The organism is Nocardia australiensis, assembly GCF_020733705.1.
Lineage (GTDB): Bacteria > Actinomycetota > Actinomycetes > Mycobacteriales > Mycobacteriaceae > Nocardia > Nocardia australiensis.
Genome location: NZ_JAJFZM010000001.1, coordinates 125,798 through 142,091, shown reverse-complemented (window position 1 = coordinate 142,091; position 16,294 = coordinate 125,798). Strand labels below are relative to the sequence as shown.

The following is a 16,294-nucleotide window of genomic DNA, read 5'->3' as shown; positions in this document are numbered from 1 at the left end:
ACGACAAGGACATTCTTGATGCTTGAGGTGCGGAGCTGGCGGTTCAGCGCGCTCGATTTCCGGACACTGTGGGAGTCCACCGGCCGCGACGTACTGCCCTATCCGTTACGTCACCAGTACACGACGGAATTCCGTTCGGACACACTGCGATTGCGGCAGGAGGCGGCGCGGTCGGTGCGGCCGCACATCGACGACGATCTGGTGCGAGCGGTTGAGGTGCTGCTCGCGCCGGAGGCCAGGGTGGAGCTCGCCGGTTTTGTCGGCGCGCGCCGCGAACGCAAGCTGCGCGCGCACGCCGGGGTGCACTACCAGCACGGCGCGATCGCGGTGCAGGAACCGGGACCGCGCGAAGACCCCGACGGTGATGTGGTTCTGACGCTGCTGCCCGCCGGTGCGGTAGCGCGCGCGGTGGTCAACGTGCTTCCCGTTTGCGACACCGGCAAAGGCAAGAAACTGGAAGTAACAGCCGAGGAACTCGACCGGCCCCGCCCGCCCGTCCGCGACACCTGGCGACCGACCCCACGCGAGGAATTCGAACAATTCTTCACCCGCGTGACAACCATGATCAGCCACGTCGGCGTCTACGCAATGGGCAGCGCGGACAACCGACACATTCACGGCCGCAAAGACTTCCAAATCAACGACATAGAAAACGATGGCCGCTACGTAACTTTCGGCACCCACACCATAACCGTCAAACCCAGCACCAACGACCGAATAACCACCACTCTCCAGCAAATGATCACCCGTACCGTCACCGAAGTCCGCGACGGCATCCATTTACCGTATTGACCAATAGTCTCCAGGTGGTGCGAACATCAAGTGCGACCGGAAGGTGAGCGATTCCACGACGTAGGCGCTTCAGCTCCCGCGTTGACTCGCTCCGGCGCAGTGGCCGTTCTCAGTAGTCTCTCAGTCGCTGTGGGCAGACTTATGGTCATGCGGCATGTGCCGAAAACTGACATGCGCCCACCGATTCCGTTGATGCGCTCGGTTTCGCTGCGCTGGCGGGTTACATTGCTGGCCGCCTCGGTGGTGGCTGTCGCTGTCGCGTTCACTTCCATCGCCGCCTACTCGATGGTGGCTCGGTCGCTGTACGCGGATGTGGATTCGCGACTGCGCACGAGGGCTTCGGTCATGATCGCCAAAAACGTCGAAAGCATGAACTATCTCGAGGCCCTGACCGTGGGAAGCCTGTACTCCAACGATATCGGCGTCGCGCTGATCTACCCGGACAGTCGATCGGGGGGCTACGTGATCGGACAAAGCGCCGCGCCGCCGATCGGCAGTGCGGAGATTGCGGTTGCGCGTGGCTACGCGAGCTTTTCGCTGCGCACCGTGAGCAATCAGCGCGTACTCGCACAGCGCACACATTCCAGTTCCACTCTGGTGATCTCACAACGTCTGCAATCCACTCAGGAAGTCCTCGATCGGCTGGCGTGGTTGCTGTTCGTGGTCGGCGGCTTCGGCGTCATGCTGGCGGCTGCGGCGGGAACGGCCGTGGGCCGCACCGGTTTGCGGCCGATCGCCCGGCTCACCGCCGCCACCGAGCGGGTGGCCTGCACCGACGACCTGACCCCGATTCCGGTGACCGGTGACGACGAACTCGCCAGGCTCGCCAGGAGTTTCAACGCCATGCTGCGCGCCCTGACCGAATCTGGCGAAAGGCAGCGGCAATTGGTGGCCGACGCGGGCCACGAACTCAAGACGCCGCTGACCTCGCTGCGTACCAACATGGAACTACTCATCGCGTCCTCGCGGCCCGGAGCACGACGCATACCTGACGAGGACATGGTCGAACTGCGCGCTGACGTCATGGGGCAGATCCAGGAACTGTCCACGCTGGTGGGCGATCTCGTGGATCTGGCCAGCGAGGACGCCCCGGAGACGGTCTACGAGCAGATCGATATCAGTGATGTGGCCGAACGCGCGCTAGAGCGAGTCCGGCGGCGACGCAGCGGCATCGAATTCCAAGCCCAACTGCACCCGTGGTTCGTCGTCGGCGACGAGGCGGGCCTAGAGCGTGCGCTGCTGAACGTGCTCGACAACGCGGCCAAGTGGAGCCCGGTGGGTGAACGCGTGCGGGTCCGCATGCGCGAGAACACGTCGGGCCTTATGGCGTTCACGGTGGATGATGCCGGCCCGGGAATCCCGGTAGCCGAGCGCGAGCTGGTCTTCGCGAGGTTCTACCGGGCGACGGCCGCACGGTCGATGCCAGGGTCAGGGCTGGGTCTTGCAATCGTCGAACAGGTAGTGACCAAGCATGGCGGGACAATCGCAGTCGAGACATCGGAACGTGGCGGCACTTTGATTCACATCGTGCTACCGGGCGAGCCGGGCCTCCCCGCAGAGGGGTGATACAGCTGGACAGTTGCTTTGCGCCGGACTACCCCGCGGCGTCGAAGTACCAGTTTCGGCTACCGGTTACCGCCCGTTCAGAATTACCTGGCGTCGGGGTATTCGGCGATGAGCGAGCCGAGGAAGCATCGAGCGGCTTGCGCGGCCCGATCCGAGTCCCCGTCTATGACCGCCTGCACCAAATCTTTGTGTTCCATGTCGTAGGCGTCGTCGGATTTCAGCGTACGTGCGCGGATCACCTGCTCGATGGTCGGCAGCAGCGAATCGTAGAACTCCAGATATACCGCGTTGTGGCTGGCGACCACGATCGCGCGATGCAGAGCGACATCCGCCTCGACGGCGGGACTGTTCTGTGTGCTCCACTCCTGGTTGCGTTCTTCGAGCAGGCGCTCGAGGTTCACGATGTCGGAGTCGTCACGGCGGCGTGCGGCCAGCGCGGCGGCGGTGACGTCGAGGGCTTGGCGTAGCTCGAGGACGTCGCGTTCCTCCGCGTCGGCGAAGTACTTGGCGAGGGTCCCGCCGACTTCGGAGGCGGCGATCACATAGGTTCCCGAGCCCTGGCGGCGTTCGAGCACGCCTGCGTGGACGAGCGCCTGTACTGCCTCGCGCACCGTGTTCCTACCGGTGCCGGTGAGTTCGGTGAGCTCCGGTTCGGTGGGGATTCGGGAGCCGATAGGCCAACGGCTGGAACGGATTTCGGCACGCAGCTGCTCAGTGACCTGGGCTATGAGGCTGGTGCGCCGGACTGGTTGCACCGCATCAGGGTACCGCTGATCACAAATTGTTGCCCCCTATCATCGGGTCATCCTATGATTTCTCGGTGACCGCAACCTTCGAGGAGACGACGACCGGATCCGACGCCGTCGCACCCGACACTGCCCCAGTAGAGCAGCGCCGGCGCGCACTGACCAAGGGGCGCCTGCTCGTCCTCGCGGCGATTGTGATGTCGGCGCTCACCCTCCGTGTTGCGGTAACCGCATTCAGCCCGCTGGCCGAGCGGATCGGTACCGATATCGGCTATTCGACCGCTGTCATCGGCGTCTTCGGCATGATTCCGACCGCGATGTTCGCGGTCTCCGGTCTGCTCACGCCGATCTTCGTGCGCAGGCTCGGCCTGGAGCGCACCGCCATGATCGCCATGCTGATGGCCGGGTCCGGCATGTTGATCCGGGCCATGGTCTCCAGTACGGCGGCGCTGTTCGTGTTCTCCGCGCTGGCGTTGACCGGCATGGGCATCGGCAATGTGGTGATCCCACCGCTGGTGAAGCGGTACTTCCCGGACCGCCTCGCGGTCATCAGCTCGCTCTACATCACCATGGTGCAGGTGGGCACGGTGGTGCCCGCGCTGATCGCGGTGCCGGTCGCGGACGCGTACGGCTGGCGGATTTCGCTCGGACTGTGGGCGGTGCTCGGATTCGCGGCGGCCCTGCCGTGGATCGGTGTGCTGCGTGACCGGCGTGGCCGAGATCTGGTGGACACCACCGGATTACCCGCCGCCGATGCCGAGCCGAAGGGCAAGGTGTGGCGTTCGCCGGTCGCGTGGGGGATGGCGGGCATGTTCGGCATGACCTCGCTGACCACCTACGCGATCTTCACCTGGTTGCCGAAGATCCTCGCCGAGGCGGGGGCGAGCGCCACGTTCGGCGGAACCATGGTCGGCCTGTTCTCACTGGTCGGGTTGGTGTCGGCATTCACAGCTCCGACCGTGGTGGCGCGCTTCCGCAACCCATTCCCGTTCGTCGTCGGCTGCGCGGTCTTCTTCTTCATCGCGTTCGCCGGGCTGCTGACGGCGCCCATGAGCGCGCCGGTGCTGTGGGTGGTGCTGCTCGGCCTGGGCCCGAGCACGTTCCCGATGGCGCTGACGCTGATCAACATGCGCACCCGCACGCCACAGGGTTCGGCCTCGCTGTCCGGTTTCACCCAGGGTGTCGGCTACGCCGTGGCCTGCGTCGGGCCGCTGCTGTTCGGCATGCTGCGTACCGCCACCGGCGGCTGGCTGGCCCCGTTCGCCATGCTGACCGTCGCGGTGCTGGTGCTGTTGACCGGTGCCTGGCAGGCATGCAAGCCGCGGATGCTGGAAGACACTTGGAATTGACGCAAGGCCGGAATTGACGCCAGAAATGCTCACCGCTCGAGTCGCGTGAGTGTGCGGGGCCGGTCATGCTGTGCGTGACAGGTCACACCTCACGCGTCGACAATCCTCGAGTCGGCTGTTTGTGACGCGCGGAAACCTTTGTGTCACATGCTCGAAACATTCCATGGGTTCTCACCCGCTGCCGAGTGGACGGGTGAGCAACCGTTGATTTGACGGTCATTTCGCGCAGCATTTCGGCAATACCCGTTTCATACCGTTGGGCCAACCGCATTTTTGGGAGGCCCTGTTGAGCACGCTGACGCGCAACCGCAACATCGAGCATTGGGATGCCGAAAATATTGCGGCCTGGGAGGCGGGTGGTAAGGACGTCGCCACACGGAACCTGATCTGGTCGGTGTTCGCCGAGCATGTCGGGTTCTCGATTTGGTCGATTTGGTCGGTGATGGTGTTGTTCATGCCGACCGACAAGTTCGGCATCGATACGGCGGGCAAGTTCTTCCTGGTCGCGATGCCGACATTGGTCGGCGCGATCCTGCGGATCCCCTATACCGTCGCCACCGCCAGGTTCGGCGGCCGGAACTGGACCATTTTCAGTGCGGTCCTGCTGCTCATCCCGACGCTGCTGACGCTGTATTTCATCAACCAGCCGGGCACGTCGTATACGACATTCCTGATCGTCGCGGCATTCGCCGGTTTCGGTGGCGGCAATTTCGCCTCCTCGATGACCAATATCAACGCCTTTTATCCGCAGCGGCTCAAGGGCTGGGCGCTGGGTTTGAACGCGGGCGGCGGCAATATCGGTGTGCCGGTGATCCAGCTGGTCGGGCTGCTGGTCATCGCGACCCTCGGCAACTCCTACGCCTCGCTGATCTGCGCGATCTACTTGGTGCTCATCGCGCTCGCCGGTGTCGGCGCCGCGCTATACATGGACAACCTGCGTAATCAGAAGGCCGACCTGTCGTACATGATCACGGCGCTGAAAGTGCCGCAGTCCTGGGCTATCGCGTTCCTGTACATCGGCACCTTCGGTTCGTTCATCGGCTACAGCTTCGCCTTCGGCCAGGTGCTACAGATCAGCTTCAAGGCCGGTGGCGATTCCGCCGCGCAGGCCGCGCTGCACGCGGCGCAAATCGCGTTCATCGGGCCGCTGCTCGGTTCGCTGGCCCGCCCCTACGGCGGCAAATGGGCGGACCGGATCGGTGGCGGCAGGGTCACGTTCTATGCCTTCGGCGCCATGATGGCCGCGGCCGTGCTCGTCGCGGTGGCGAGCACCATCGGTGACAGCCACGGTGGTGTGCCCACCGGCGGTGTGATGGCCGCGCTGGTACTCGGATTCATCGCGCTGTTCGTGCTGTCGGGTATCGGTAACGGGTCGGTCACCAAGATCATCCCGTCGGTCTTCGACGCCAAGTCCAAGAGTCTCGACGTCGGCCCGGCCTCGCGGGCGGCCTGGGCCCAGAACACCTCCGGTGCACTCATCGGTTTCGTCGGTGCGGTCGGCGCCCTCGGTGGCGTCGGGATCAACCTGGTGCTGCGTTCCTCATACGCCGCTACCGCGTCCGCGACGACCGCGTTCTGGGTGTTCATGGCCTTCTATGTGCTGTGTGCCCTGGTGACCTGGGCGGTCTTCCTGCGCCGCCCGAGCCTGCGTTCGGTCGATTCCGCCGTCATCGCGGAGGCCGAGGCGTTCGTCCTCGAGGCCGAGCACTCGGAACCGTCCGGTGCCGCGTCCTCCGGTACTGCCGCCGCACCTTCCGCCAGCACGTCGGCTCGCGCCTGACGCTCGAACCCGCCAGGAGGACATCATGAATCCCATCGTCGAGCCCAACCGGCGCAAGACCGCCGTCGTCGTCGGCCACGGCATGGTCGGGCACCGGTTCGTCGAGGCGCTGCGTTCTCGCGACGGGGTCGCGCAGTGGCAGGTCGTCGTGCTCTGCGAGGAGCGCCTGCCCGCCTACGATCGTGTCGGCCTGTCCTCGTACGTCGGGACCTGGGATGCGAGCGCACTCGCTCTGCCTGGCAACGAATACGCCGGTGACGAGCTTGTCGAACTGCGGCTCGGGCAGCGCGCGGACACCATCGATCGCGACGCACGCAAAGTCACCACCTCGGCCGGTGACACCATCGCCTACGACGCGCTCGTGCTGGCCACCGGTTCGTATCCGTTCGTACCGCCGGTGCCCGGTCACGATCTGCCGGAATGCTTCGTCTACCGGACCATCGATGATCTGGACGGCATCCGGACGGTGGCGCAGGCGGCTGGACCTGGCGCGGTCGGCGTGGTGGTCGGTGGTGGCCTGCTCGGGTTGGAGGCGGCCAACACGTTGCGGTTGCTCGGGCTGACCCCGCATGTCGTCGAGTACAACCAGCGATTGATGCCGGCGCAGGTCGACGAGGGTGGCGGCGCGATTCTGGAGAAACTGGTCACCGAGATCGGACTTCAGGTCCACACCGGCGTCGGTACGTCCTCGATCGAGGCGAAAGCGCCTGGGCACGTGACGGTTACGCTGTCCGACGAGTCGGCGATCGATGCCGCGCTCGTGGTCTTCTCCGCCGGGGTACGCCCACGCGATCAGATCGCTCGCGACAGCGGTCTCGATGTCGGCCCACGCGGTGGCATCATCACCGATCTCGGACTGCGAACCTCGGATCCGAGCATCTACGCCATCGGCGAATGCGCCGCCGTCGAGGGAACCTGTTACGGCCTGGTCGCCCCCGGTTACACCACCGCCGAGATCGTCGCGGACCGATTGCTCGGTGGCGCAGGCGAATTCCCGGGTGCGGATATGTCGACCAAGCTCAAGCTGCTCGGTGTCGATGTCGCCAGCTTCGGTGACGCGCACGCCACCACCGAGGGCGCGCTGTCGGTGGTGCTGCACGATGCGGCCAAGGGCACCTACGCGAAACTCGTTGTCTCCGATGACGCGCAGATACTGCTCGGAGGCATCCTGGTCGGCGATGCCACCGCGTATTCCGCGCTGCGGCCATTGGTCGGGCGTCCGCTGCCCGCCGAGCCCGCCGCGCTGATCGCACCGGCCGTCGCCGAACTCGGTGCCAGCTCGCTACCCGACGACGCCCAGATCTGTTCCTGCAACAACGTTTCCAAGGGTGCGATCTGTGGGGCCATCGATGACGGTGCCTGCGATATCGCTGGTATCAAGCAGTGCACTTCAGCCGGAACCTCGTGCGGCGGTTGCGTTCCCATGATCAAGAAGCTGCTGGAACAGTCCGGTGTGGAAATGTCCAAGGCGCTGTGCGAGCACTTCTCGCAGTCACGTGCCGAGCTGTTCCAGATTGTCCAGGTCACCGGCATCCGCACCTTCTCGGGTTTGATCGCCAAGCACGGCAAGGGCAGTGGCTGCGATATCTGCAAGCCGACGGTCGCCTCCATCCTGGCCTCGACCTCGAGTGAGCACATTCTCGACGGCGAGCAGGCGGCGCTACAGGACACCAACGACCACTTCCTGGCCAATATGCAGAAGAACGGCACCTACTCGGTGGTGCCGAGGATGCCGGGCGGCGAGGTCACCGCCGAGCAACTGATCACCATCGGTGAGGTGGCGAAGGAATTCGGGCTCTATGTCAAGGTCACCGGTGGTCAGCGCATCGACCTGTTCGGCGCGCGCGTCGAGCAACTGCCGCTGATCTGGAAGCGCCTTGTCGATGTGGGCATGGAATCCGGCCACGCCTACGGTAAGTCGCTGCGCACGGTGAAGAGCTGCGTCGGGTCCACCTGGTGCCGCTACGGCCAGCAGGATTCGGTCGGCATGGCGGTGCTGCTGGAGAAGCGATACCGGGGGCTGCGTTCGCCGCACAAGCTGAAGCTGGCGGTGTCCGGGTGCGCCCGCGAGTGCGCCGAGGCGCGCGGCAAGGACGTCGGGGTCATCGCTACCGAGAACGGCTGGAATCTGTATGTCGGCGGCAACGGCGGCCTGACCCCGAAGCATGCCGTATTGCTGGCGGGCGAACTCGACGACGAGACGCTGATCCGCTACATCGACCGGTATCTGATGTTCTACATCCGTACCGCCGATCGACTACAGCGCACCGCGCCCTGGCAGGAGGCCCTCGAGGGTGGCATCGACTACCTGAAGCAGGTCGTCTGCGCGGACAGCCTCGGGATCGCCGCCGATCTGGAGGCGGCGATGGACCAACACGTCGCGGGTTACCGCGATGAATGGACGGCGGTGCTCGATGACGAGAAGAAGCTGTCGCGATTCGTGTCCTTCGTCAATGCTCCCACCGAGGCCGACCCGACCATCTCATTCGATGACAGCGGGGCACGGAAGGTGCCTGTGTTGCTCGGCATGCCGGAAGTCCCGGTCGCTACACGTGGGCAATGACCGCTTAACCCCAGAGAAACAGGGCGCCGGTACCAATGGGTAAGGCGTTTGGAGGATGACACCGATGACCGTGATCGATAACCCCGGCCGCACCACCACCACTACCACCGTCGGGTGGACGCACGCGTGCCGGCTCGACTACCTGATTCCCGGCCGCGGCGTTGCGGTGTTGCTGAGGGGTGGCCGCCAGGCCGCTGTGTTCCTGCTGTCGGACGGCGTTGTCTACGCGGTCGGCAATATTGATCCGATCGGCCGGGCGGCTGTGATGTCGCGCGGCATCGCCGGCGATCGCGGCGGTGTCCCGGTCGTTGCGTCGCCGCTGCTGAAGCAGGCTTTCTCCCTGGTCGACGGGCGCTGCCTGGACGACGATTCGGCAGCGCTGCCGGTCTATGCGGTGCGCGTCGAGGATGGCATCGTTTCGATTTCCAACGAGCCGGTCGCCGGACTCGACTACTCGGACGGTGGATCGGCATGACAACTCCCGACGCGGGCTCCAGCCTCGCCGGATTCACGGTCGGCATTACGGCGGCGCGGCGGGCCGACGAGTTCGCCACGCTGCTGACCCGGCGTGGCGCGGACATTGTTTCCGCACCCGCCATTCGCATCATTCCCCTCGCCGACGACACCGAATTGGAGCGGGTGACCAGGCTGTTGGTCGCCAATCCGCCGCAGCTCGTTGTCGTGACCACGGGAATCGGGTTTCGCGGCTGGATGGAGGCGGCTGAAGGATGGGGCCTGGCCGAGGACCTACGCACCACGCTCGGCGCGACACGGATGCTGGCGCGCGGGCCGAAGGCCAAGGGCGCCATCCGGGCGGCGGAACTGCGCGAGGAATGGTCGCCCGCCTCGGAATCTTCCGCCGAGGTGCTCGATCATTTGCTTGCCGAAGGCGTGGAGGGCGTGCGGATCGCGGTCCAATTGCACGGTGCTACCACCGAATGGGAGCCGGTTCCCGACTTCTGCGAGGTATTGCGTTGCGCCGGAGCGGATGTGATCCCGGTGCCGGTGTATCGCTGGACACCGCCGCAGGATCAGACCCCGATGGATCAGCTGATCGAGGGTATCGTCACCGCGAGCCTGGACTGTGTGACCTTCACCAGTGCGCCGGCCGTGGCGTCACTGTTGATGCGCGCCAAGGAAACCGGACTGCTCGAGGGGGTACTGCACGCATTGCGCGGGCGCGTGCTGCCCGCGTGTGTCGGCCCTATCACGGCGGCGCCGCTGGAAGACCTCGGCGTTCCCACCTCTATGCCGGGGCGGGCGCGCCTGGGTGCGCTGGCCCGGCATGTCGCCGAAGAACTACCGCGCCGGGCGAATCGGATCTCGGCGGCCGGGCACACGATCAGCGTGCGCGGGGCCTGTGTGGTGGTCGACGATTCGGTGCGGCAGTTGGCGCCCGCGCCGATGGCGTTGATGCGTTCGCTGGCTCGTCAGCCGGGCCGGGTGGTGTCCAGGGAGGATCTGCTCGCCGCGCTACCCGGCCGCGGTGACGACACCCATGCCGTGGAAACCGCGATCGCCCGGTTGCGTGCGGGGCTCGGCACGCCGAAAGCGATTCAGACAGTGGTCAAACGGGGCTACCGGCTGGCGCTCGACCCCGCCGACTACCCACGGGCCGTCACCCCGGCCGCCGGTATCGCGAACCCGGCCCGGACACCACGATACGCACAGATCGCGGGGAGCCTGTGACGCCTGCGGCCCTGGTACTGGTGGCGCACGGCACCAGGAGTACCCGGGGCGTGCAGATGATCGCGACGCTGGCCGAGGCGGTGCCGGTCGAGCTCGGTGCCATGATTGCGGGGCGTGACGCACGTGCTGCCGAGACGGTCGGTATCGCGTCCGAGAAACCTTGGGTGCGAACCGCATTCGTGGATGTGCTCGGTCCGTCACCGTCGGAGGTGCTACGCGATCTGACCGCTGCCGCAGGGGAATCTGTTCCCGCGGTGGTGGTTGCGGCCTTCCTGGCATCGGGTTATCACGTGTATCGGGATGTCCCACGCGAGGTGGCCGAGAGCGGGCATCCCGAGGTTGTCGTCACCGCGGCCATGGGGCCGGACCCGGCGCTGGCCGGTGTCATGCTCATGCGCTTGCGTGCGGCCGGTTGGCGACCCGGTGACGCTGTGGTGTTCGCGGCGGCCGGATCTTCCGATGCCCGTGCCCGCCAGGATATTCGACGTGCGGCGGCCATATTGAGCGAGTACCTCGGTTCGCCGGTCCGAATCGGCTATGTCGCCACGGGGTCGCCTCGCGTGCGAGACGTCGTCGCCTCGCTGCGTGATTCGGGTGCTCGGCGCGTGTTCATCGCTTCATACCTGCTGGCGCACGGCCTGTTCCAGCAGCGACTGTACGACGCGGGCGCGGACGGCGTCGCCGAACCCATCGGCGTCCACCCGGCCGTGGTCCGTCTCATAGCCCACCGCTACCGAACTGCCGCACGGGAATTGGTACAGGCTCGCGTCGTCTGACCGAATCACCGCCTGCTACCGGGCCGGCCGCCGGAGCGGATACCGGCCCACATCTGTATTTCCACGCTCAGCTCACCAACTCCGACCTGGTCGCGGTGATCGGCCCGGCCCCTGGCCTGCCATCTCGCGCGTCGCCGAACCTGCCGTTGCCGTGAGTAATGGGCAATGAGTCCATGCGGGCAAATCGGGGCGAACACGCCCACTGAATGTCCGCGCGCCGTGGCGTCAGTGCGCGAGAATCCATGGCATGTACCGGCTGATGCGATGCCTGGTGTCCTTTCTCATTCTGATCGCCGCGATGGTCCCGGCCGCAGTGGCCGCGGCCGATCCCGGTGATTCCCGCATTCTCGACGTACGTCCACTAGGCGGACGCGAATTCGAGGTGGTGGTCCACTCCGCGGCGATGGATCGTCCGATCACGCTATGGATGTCGCATCCCGGTTCCGGTGCGCCCGCACTTTATTTGCTGAACGCGGTCGATGGCGGTGAGGACGGCGGACCGTGGATGCGCCGCACCGATATCGCGGACTTCTTCGCGGACAAGAACGTCAACGTGATCGTGCCGATGGGCGGACGCGCCAGCTACTACACCGACTGGCTGCGCGACGATCCGGCACTCGGGCGCAATCAGTGGACAACCTTTCTGACCAGGGAACTTCCGCCGCTGCTCGAATCCCGTTTCGGGATGACCGGGCGCAATGCCATTGCGGGACTGTCCATGTCGGCGACCTCCGCGCTGAACCTGGCGACCGGTGCGCCCGGTCTCTATCAGGCGGTCGGCGCCTACAGCGGCTGCCCGCGTACCAGTGACGCGGTGGCCAACGCGTACGTGCATTCCCAGCTCGCGCTGTTCGGGGCGAACGCCGACAACATGTGGGGTGCGCCCGACAACCCGGCCTGGGCCGAGCACGACCCGATGGTCAACGCGGAGCGCCTGCGTGGTGTCGCCCTCTACATTTCCGCGGGCAACGGTGCGCCCGGCGCACACGAGACCCTCAGCGATCCCGGTATCGACGGCGACCCCATACGGCTGCTGGATCGCGTGCTCGTCGGCGGCGTGATGGAAACCGTCATCGGTGGTTGCACCCGCCCCTTCACCGACCGCCTGGCCGCCCTCGGCATCCCCGCCACCGTCAACTTCCGCTCCGCGCCGCACGCCTGGTCCTACTGGCAGGACGACGTCCACCTCTCCTGGCCCATCTTCGCCGCCGCCATCGGCGCCTGACAGGTGGTGTTACGGGCGGTAACCTAACAAGTATGACTCAGCAGCTATCGATGAAGATCTCCGACGATCTCGATACGCGATTACGTGCGGCAGCGGCAGGCAATGTCTCGCAATGGGTGACCGAGGCAATCCAGGACCGTTTGGATCGTGACATGTGGAATGCGTCCAAGGAGGTCGACGCGCTGCTCGGCATCACCGAGGACTGGATGGCCGAGCGGATTCGGCTGCGAGATCGGGTGCGTTCGGCCGATTCCCGTTGAGGCAGGGTGAGATTCGCCGCTTGCTTGCCGTGAAGTCGGTCGTACCGGTGTATGTACTGGTGCTATCCGGTCCTCGATATCTTTCGGCTGGGAAAGGCCGTGTCGTGGTGTGTCAGGTCGTGCCGGGGACGGTGCCCGACGATTTCACCTCTGTAGAGCGGGTCCGATATCGCGATGCGGATGGGGTGGACACCATCGGACTGGCCATTCCGGATCTCATCGAGTGGTATCCGGTGTCGGCTCTGGGGGAGCCCGTGGGGGTAGTCGCCGACACCGTCGCCGTCGTTCGTCTGGTGGAGGCACTGTTTCGGTGAACGGTCTGTCGTCGGTCAAGCAACCGCCATGCGGCGGAAAGTGACCCGGTCGAATTCGCGGCCGTATTCGTCGACTGCGATCACGTCCATTTCGCTGGAGAATATGCCGGGTCGGACGTCGACTCGCAAGAACGAGTAGTTGCGGAAGCGGACACGCGACCATACGGCGTCCTCGTCCTGTTTGTCGCCGCCCGGTGTCCATACATAGCTGTTGGGGACGGCGGTGTCGGGTAGTTCGTGGCCTCGGAAGGTTTCCTGTGAACCGGACTGGAATTCGTATCGGGGACGGCCACCGCCGCCGACGGTGTAGTAGATGGTGCCGTCGGTTTCCGGGTAGACGATCGAGTTGTCGCCGGCCACCTTGGTCGCGGCACCGGCGCGGATCGGGTCGGTGCGCTCGTAGACGTGATTGTGGCCCTGTAGCACCAGATCCACCTGATAGCGGTCGAACAACCCGGCCCACGCGTCGCGGACGCCGCCGTCGCTGGCATGTGACTCCGTGGTCGAGTAAGCGCAGTGGTGGAAGAAGCAGACAATGAAATCGATGTCCGGGTCCGCACGATAGGCGGCGAGGCTGCGCTCGACCCAACTCGTCTGTGCCCCACCGGAATAGCCGGTGTTCGCGCGGATCTCGTAGGTGACGTCATTGGCGTCGAGCGAGAGCACGGCCACGTTGCCGTAGGTGAACGAATACGCCGACGGACAGCCTGCGGGACCGTTGCCGGGAAAGTCCAGCCGCGCCAAATGTCCGCCGTAGCCGTGTGTGTCGTAGGTGGCCTCCATGTCGTGGTTGCCGGTGGTGAACATCCACGGCGTCTGGGAAGCGCTGGCTTCGATGGCACCGAAGTAGACATCCCAGACATACGGGTTGTACTTGTCGAACCCGCTCGGCAGTTGTCCGCCGTGCGCGACGAACTGGTTCGGTTTACCGCCTCCGGAGGGGTCGGCGTAGGCGATGTCTCCGGCGAGAATATGGAAATCGGGCTCGGCCGCGACGATTTGGCGAATCACGTTGGACGCGTGCGGCACTGCCGGGTCGTTGTCGGGCTTGTAGTACTTGTCGTCGTAGTCACCGGGTGCGACACCCAATGGTTGTCCGGGAGTTTGGTCGGTGCCTTGATCGCCCATCATGGTGAAGCGGAAGGGCAGGATCGCGGCCCGTGCGCTCGGCATGGCCGGTGCGGCGGATTTGATGTCACCGACGAAGCCATCGGAGGTCCGCCACCGGTAGAAATGCGGCACCCGGCCCGGTAGGCCGTCGACCGGTGCGTGCACGTAAAACTGTTCGGCCGCAAGCACTCCGCCGTCGGAGGAAGGCACCTGCGTCAGCAGATTGCGCACCTCCGCTTCGATAGACCCACCGAGAGCGGGAGTCGGCCCATGATCGAGAAAGACCTTCGTGCCTGCGGGCGGACGCGACAGCTGCGCGGCGAATCGCAGCTGACTGGCCGCATCCGGCCCGTATCCCACGTGCCGTCCGCCGACCGCGAGCTGCGCATCTTCGGCGTACGCGCGCCGCCCGAATGGCGAGGTGCCTGCGGCCGCGACGGCCGCCGCCGCGGCCGCACCGCGCAACACATTGCGCCGGGAGACCGGATGGCGCCGCAGGCGCGCTCGATGCCACGCATGCTGCTCGGCGATCGTCATATCGGCGGCGAGAGTTGCAGGGATCCCGGTATCCGGAACATCGCCCGCGGGGTTCAACGAATTCGACGGCATGGCATCAGATGTTGTCTGCCCCTGGGCATCACGGCAACTAGACAGTCTGATTCTGTGTGGGAATACCGGATGACTCTCAGGTGATCACGCCGTCCTTGACATAGATCGTCCATGAGCACGACCCGGTGCAGTTGACGCCGTACTTCGAGCGCACCACCTTGTCGTGTGACCAGCGGTCTCGGTAGAATTCGACTGCCCCGCGCCCGCCGACCTGATGAAGGCTGCGTTGATCGGCGGAGACCTCGTCCCGGCGAAAGTATTTACCCAATCGAAGCAGTGCGTCGCCGGCATCAGCTGGTGCATGAACTGACCACGACGTCCCCTTCGAGCTGTGGAATCGGGCTGATGATCCGACTCGCGGCGTCGGCGCCGAATGTTGGTGGAGGCGAGGCGGATTCGCACTCATTTGGTAGCTGTGATGTAGCGGTTAAATACGGAAGAATCGAATATAAAGAAACAATATCGTTTATATTCATGTGTCGTGGGCGTGGCTCGCATCGTCGACGATTGGACCCATGTATACCCCACAGAAGCCGGTGTCGCAGGCGACGTCGGTAGCTCGGCTCACTTCCCATTCGGAAGTGCCCAACCTTGATGTGTCAACAGCTTCGTAGGAGTGGATTGCTGTGCTGAGCAAGTCGACCGACGCCGGAGATAGTGGTCAATTGAGACCGCCAACGTTCGGGGGCCTACTGCGCCGATTGCGCGATGAGCGCCGAATATCCCGGGAAAAGCTGGCATTCGCGGCGGGTGTCAGCTCCAGCTATATCACCCATTTGGAGGGTGGGGATCGCGACCATCCCACCAGGGCGGTGGTGACCGCACTGATCGGATATCTGGATCGAATCAGCCCGCTCGCCGATTCCGAACGCAGACATCTATTCGATCTGGCTGGTCTCTACGACGACACCTTTCCGGCGGTCCCGCAGTTGCGTGCCGAGATCAGCGACGACATGCGCAACGGCCTGCGGCTGCACCGCCCCAACGCGGCGAGCTATCTCGATACCCGCTGGAACGTACTGGCGTGCAATGACGCCTATATCTCGACCTTCCCCGGGCTGGCCGATGACGGCAATATCCTGCTGTGGTTATTCCGCAACGAGCTGTCGAGGCGGGTCATGGTCGACTGGCGGCGCGAGGCCGCGCTCACGGTCGACTGGTTGCGCGGGCTGATCGGCCAGTCGGGCGATACCGCGTGGGCCACCGACCTGCTCGACGAACTCGGCCGCTATCCGGAGTTCCGCGAAATGTGGACCTCGGGTGGTACGAGGTACGGCCGGGACCAGCCGATGCATATCCGCGACTTGGAGACCATGGAGTGCTTCAGTCTCGATGTCCAGATGTTCCGGGTGGACTCCGGCAGTTATCCGGGCCGGGTGCTGTTCTTTCTCGGGATACGAACGACCTGCCCGGCGTCCGCCGGTCCGTAGGCGGGTATCGGAGGATTCGCGACTATCGCGCAAAGTCATTGCAGGCGTCCAGATTTCACGCATACGAACTGATTCCTGCTGCTGC

General features: G+C 65.0%; 14 protein-coding genes and 1 pseudogene. 12 read left to right on the top strand and 3 right to left on the bottom strand.

Translation table 11 applies throughout. The features are described from left to right. Nucleotides 1–18 precede the first annotated feature (18 nt). A complete protein-coding gene (locus LKE06_RS00700; RefSeq protein WP_227996246.1) occupies nucleotides 19–792 on the top strand; it encodes an ESX secretion-associated protein EspG in 774 nt (257 codons plus the stop codon). A gap of 141 nt (nucleotides 793–933) precedes the next feature. Next, on the top strand, nucleotides 934–2,358 hold the full coding sequence (locus LKE06_RS00695; RefSeq protein ID WP_372477337.1) for a HAMP domain-containing sensor histidine kinase: 1,425 nt from the start codon (nucleotides 934–936) through the stop codon (nucleotides 2,356–2,358). Nucleotides 2,359–2,441: 83 nt separating this feature from the next. On the opposite strand, the gene LKE06_RS00690 is transcribed toward LKE06_RS00695, so the two are convergent. After that, nucleotides 2,442–3,113, bottom strand: a complete 672-nt coding sequence (locus tag LKE06_RS00690; RefSeq protein WP_227996243.1) for a FadR/GntR family transcriptional regulator — start codon at nucleotides 3,111–3,113, stop codon at nucleotides 2,442–2,444. 65 nt (nucleotides 3,114–3,178) lie between these two features. On the opposite strand from LKE06_RS00690, the gene LKE06_RS00685 reads away from it, so the two are divergent. From LKE06_RS00685 to LKE06_RS00645, 9 genes are all read left to right on the top strand, one after another. Beyond that, nucleotides 3,179–4,453, top strand: a complete 1,275-nt coding sequence (locus LKE06_RS00685; RefSeq protein ID WP_372477266.1) for a CynX/NimT family MFS transporter — start codon at nucleotides 3,179–3,181, stop codon at nucleotides 4,451–4,453. 283 nt (nucleotides 4,454–4,736) lie between these two features. Then, a complete protein-coding gene (locus LKE06_RS00680) occupies nucleotides 4,737–6,233 on the top strand; it encodes an MFS transporter (protein WP_227999210.1) in 1,497 nt (498 codons plus the stop codon). A gap of 25 nt (nucleotides 6,234–6,258) precedes the next feature. Next, a complete protein-coding gene (gene nirB / locus LKE06_RS00675; RefSeq protein ID WP_227996237.1) occupies nucleotides 6,259–8,796 on the top strand; it encodes a nitrite reductase large subunit NirB in 2,538 nt (845 codons plus the stop codon). A 64-nt stretch (nucleotides 8,797–8,860) separates the two neighbouring features. Then, nucleotides 8,861–9,271 carry a nitrite reductase small subunit NirD gene (nirD, locus tag LKE06_RS00670; protein WP_227996235.1) on the top strand — a complete coding sequence of 137 codons (411 nt, stop codon included), beginning with the start codon at nucleotides 8,861–8,863 and terminating at the stop codon, nucleotides 9,269–9,271. Continuing rightward, nucleotides 9,268–10,485 (top strand): uroporphyrinogen-III synthase, encoded by a 1,218-nt coding sequence (locus tag LKE06_RS00665; RefSeq protein WP_227996233.1) that lies wholly within the window; start codon nucleotides 9,268–9,270, stop codon nucleotides 10,483–10,485. Before nirD ends, LKE06_RS00665 begins: the two co-directional genes overlap by 4 nt. After that, the gene (locus LKE06_RS00660; protein WP_227996231.1) at nucleotides 10,482–11,261 is read left to right on the top strand and encodes a sirohydrochlorin chelatase; all 780 of its coding nucleotides are present in this window, start codon (nucleotides 10,482–10,484) and stop codon (nucleotides 11,259–11,261) included. The genes LKE06_RS00665 and LKE06_RS00660 overlap by 4 nt, the downstream gene beginning before the upstream one ends. A 247-nt stretch (nucleotides 11,262–11,508) precedes the next feature. Next, nucleotides 11,509–12,486: an alpha/beta hydrolase gene (locus LKE06_RS00655; RefSeq protein WP_227996230.1), complete on the top strand. Its 978-nt coding sequence runs from the start codon at nucleotides 11,509–11,511 to the stop codon at nucleotides 12,484–12,486. Between the two features lie 32 nt (nucleotides 12,487–12,518). Further along, a complete protein-coding gene (locus LKE06_RS00650; RefSeq protein ID WP_227996228.1) occupies nucleotides 12,519–12,746 on the top strand; it encodes a hypothetical protein in 228 nt (75 codons plus the stop codon). Nucleotides 12,747–12,775: 29 nt separating this feature from the next. Beyond that, nucleotides 12,776–13,060 (top strand): hypothetical protein, encoded by a 285-nt coding sequence (locus tag LKE06_RS00645; RefSeq protein ID WP_504787507.1) that lies wholly within the window; start codon nucleotides 12,776–12,778, stop codon nucleotides 13,058–13,060. Between the two features lie 15 nt (nucleotides 13,061–13,075). Here LKE06_RS00645 and LKE06_RS00640 read toward each other — a convergent pair whose 3' ends face one another. Both LKE06_RS00640 and LKE06_RS00635 read right to left on the bottom strand, forming a co-directional pair. Continuing rightward, a complete protein-coding gene (locus tag LKE06_RS00640) occupies nucleotides 13,076–14,779 on the bottom strand; it encodes a metallophosphoesterase (RefSeq protein ID WP_227996225.1) in 1,704 nt (567 codons plus the stop codon). Between the two features lie 79 nt (nucleotides 14,780–14,858). After that, nucleotides 14,859–15,056 (bottom strand): annotated as a pseudogene (locus LKE06_RS00635) (molybdopterin-dependent oxidoreductase); the annotation flags it as partial. 388 nt (nucleotides 15,057–15,444) lie between these two features. Here LKE06_RS00635 and LKE06_RS00630 point away from each other — a divergent pair. Further along, a complete protein-coding gene (locus tag LKE06_RS00630) occupies nucleotides 15,445–16,209 on the top strand; it encodes an MmyB family transcriptional regulator (protein ID WP_227996223.1) in 765 nt (254 codons plus the stop codon). Nucleotides 16,210–16,294 lie beyond the last annotated feature (85 nt).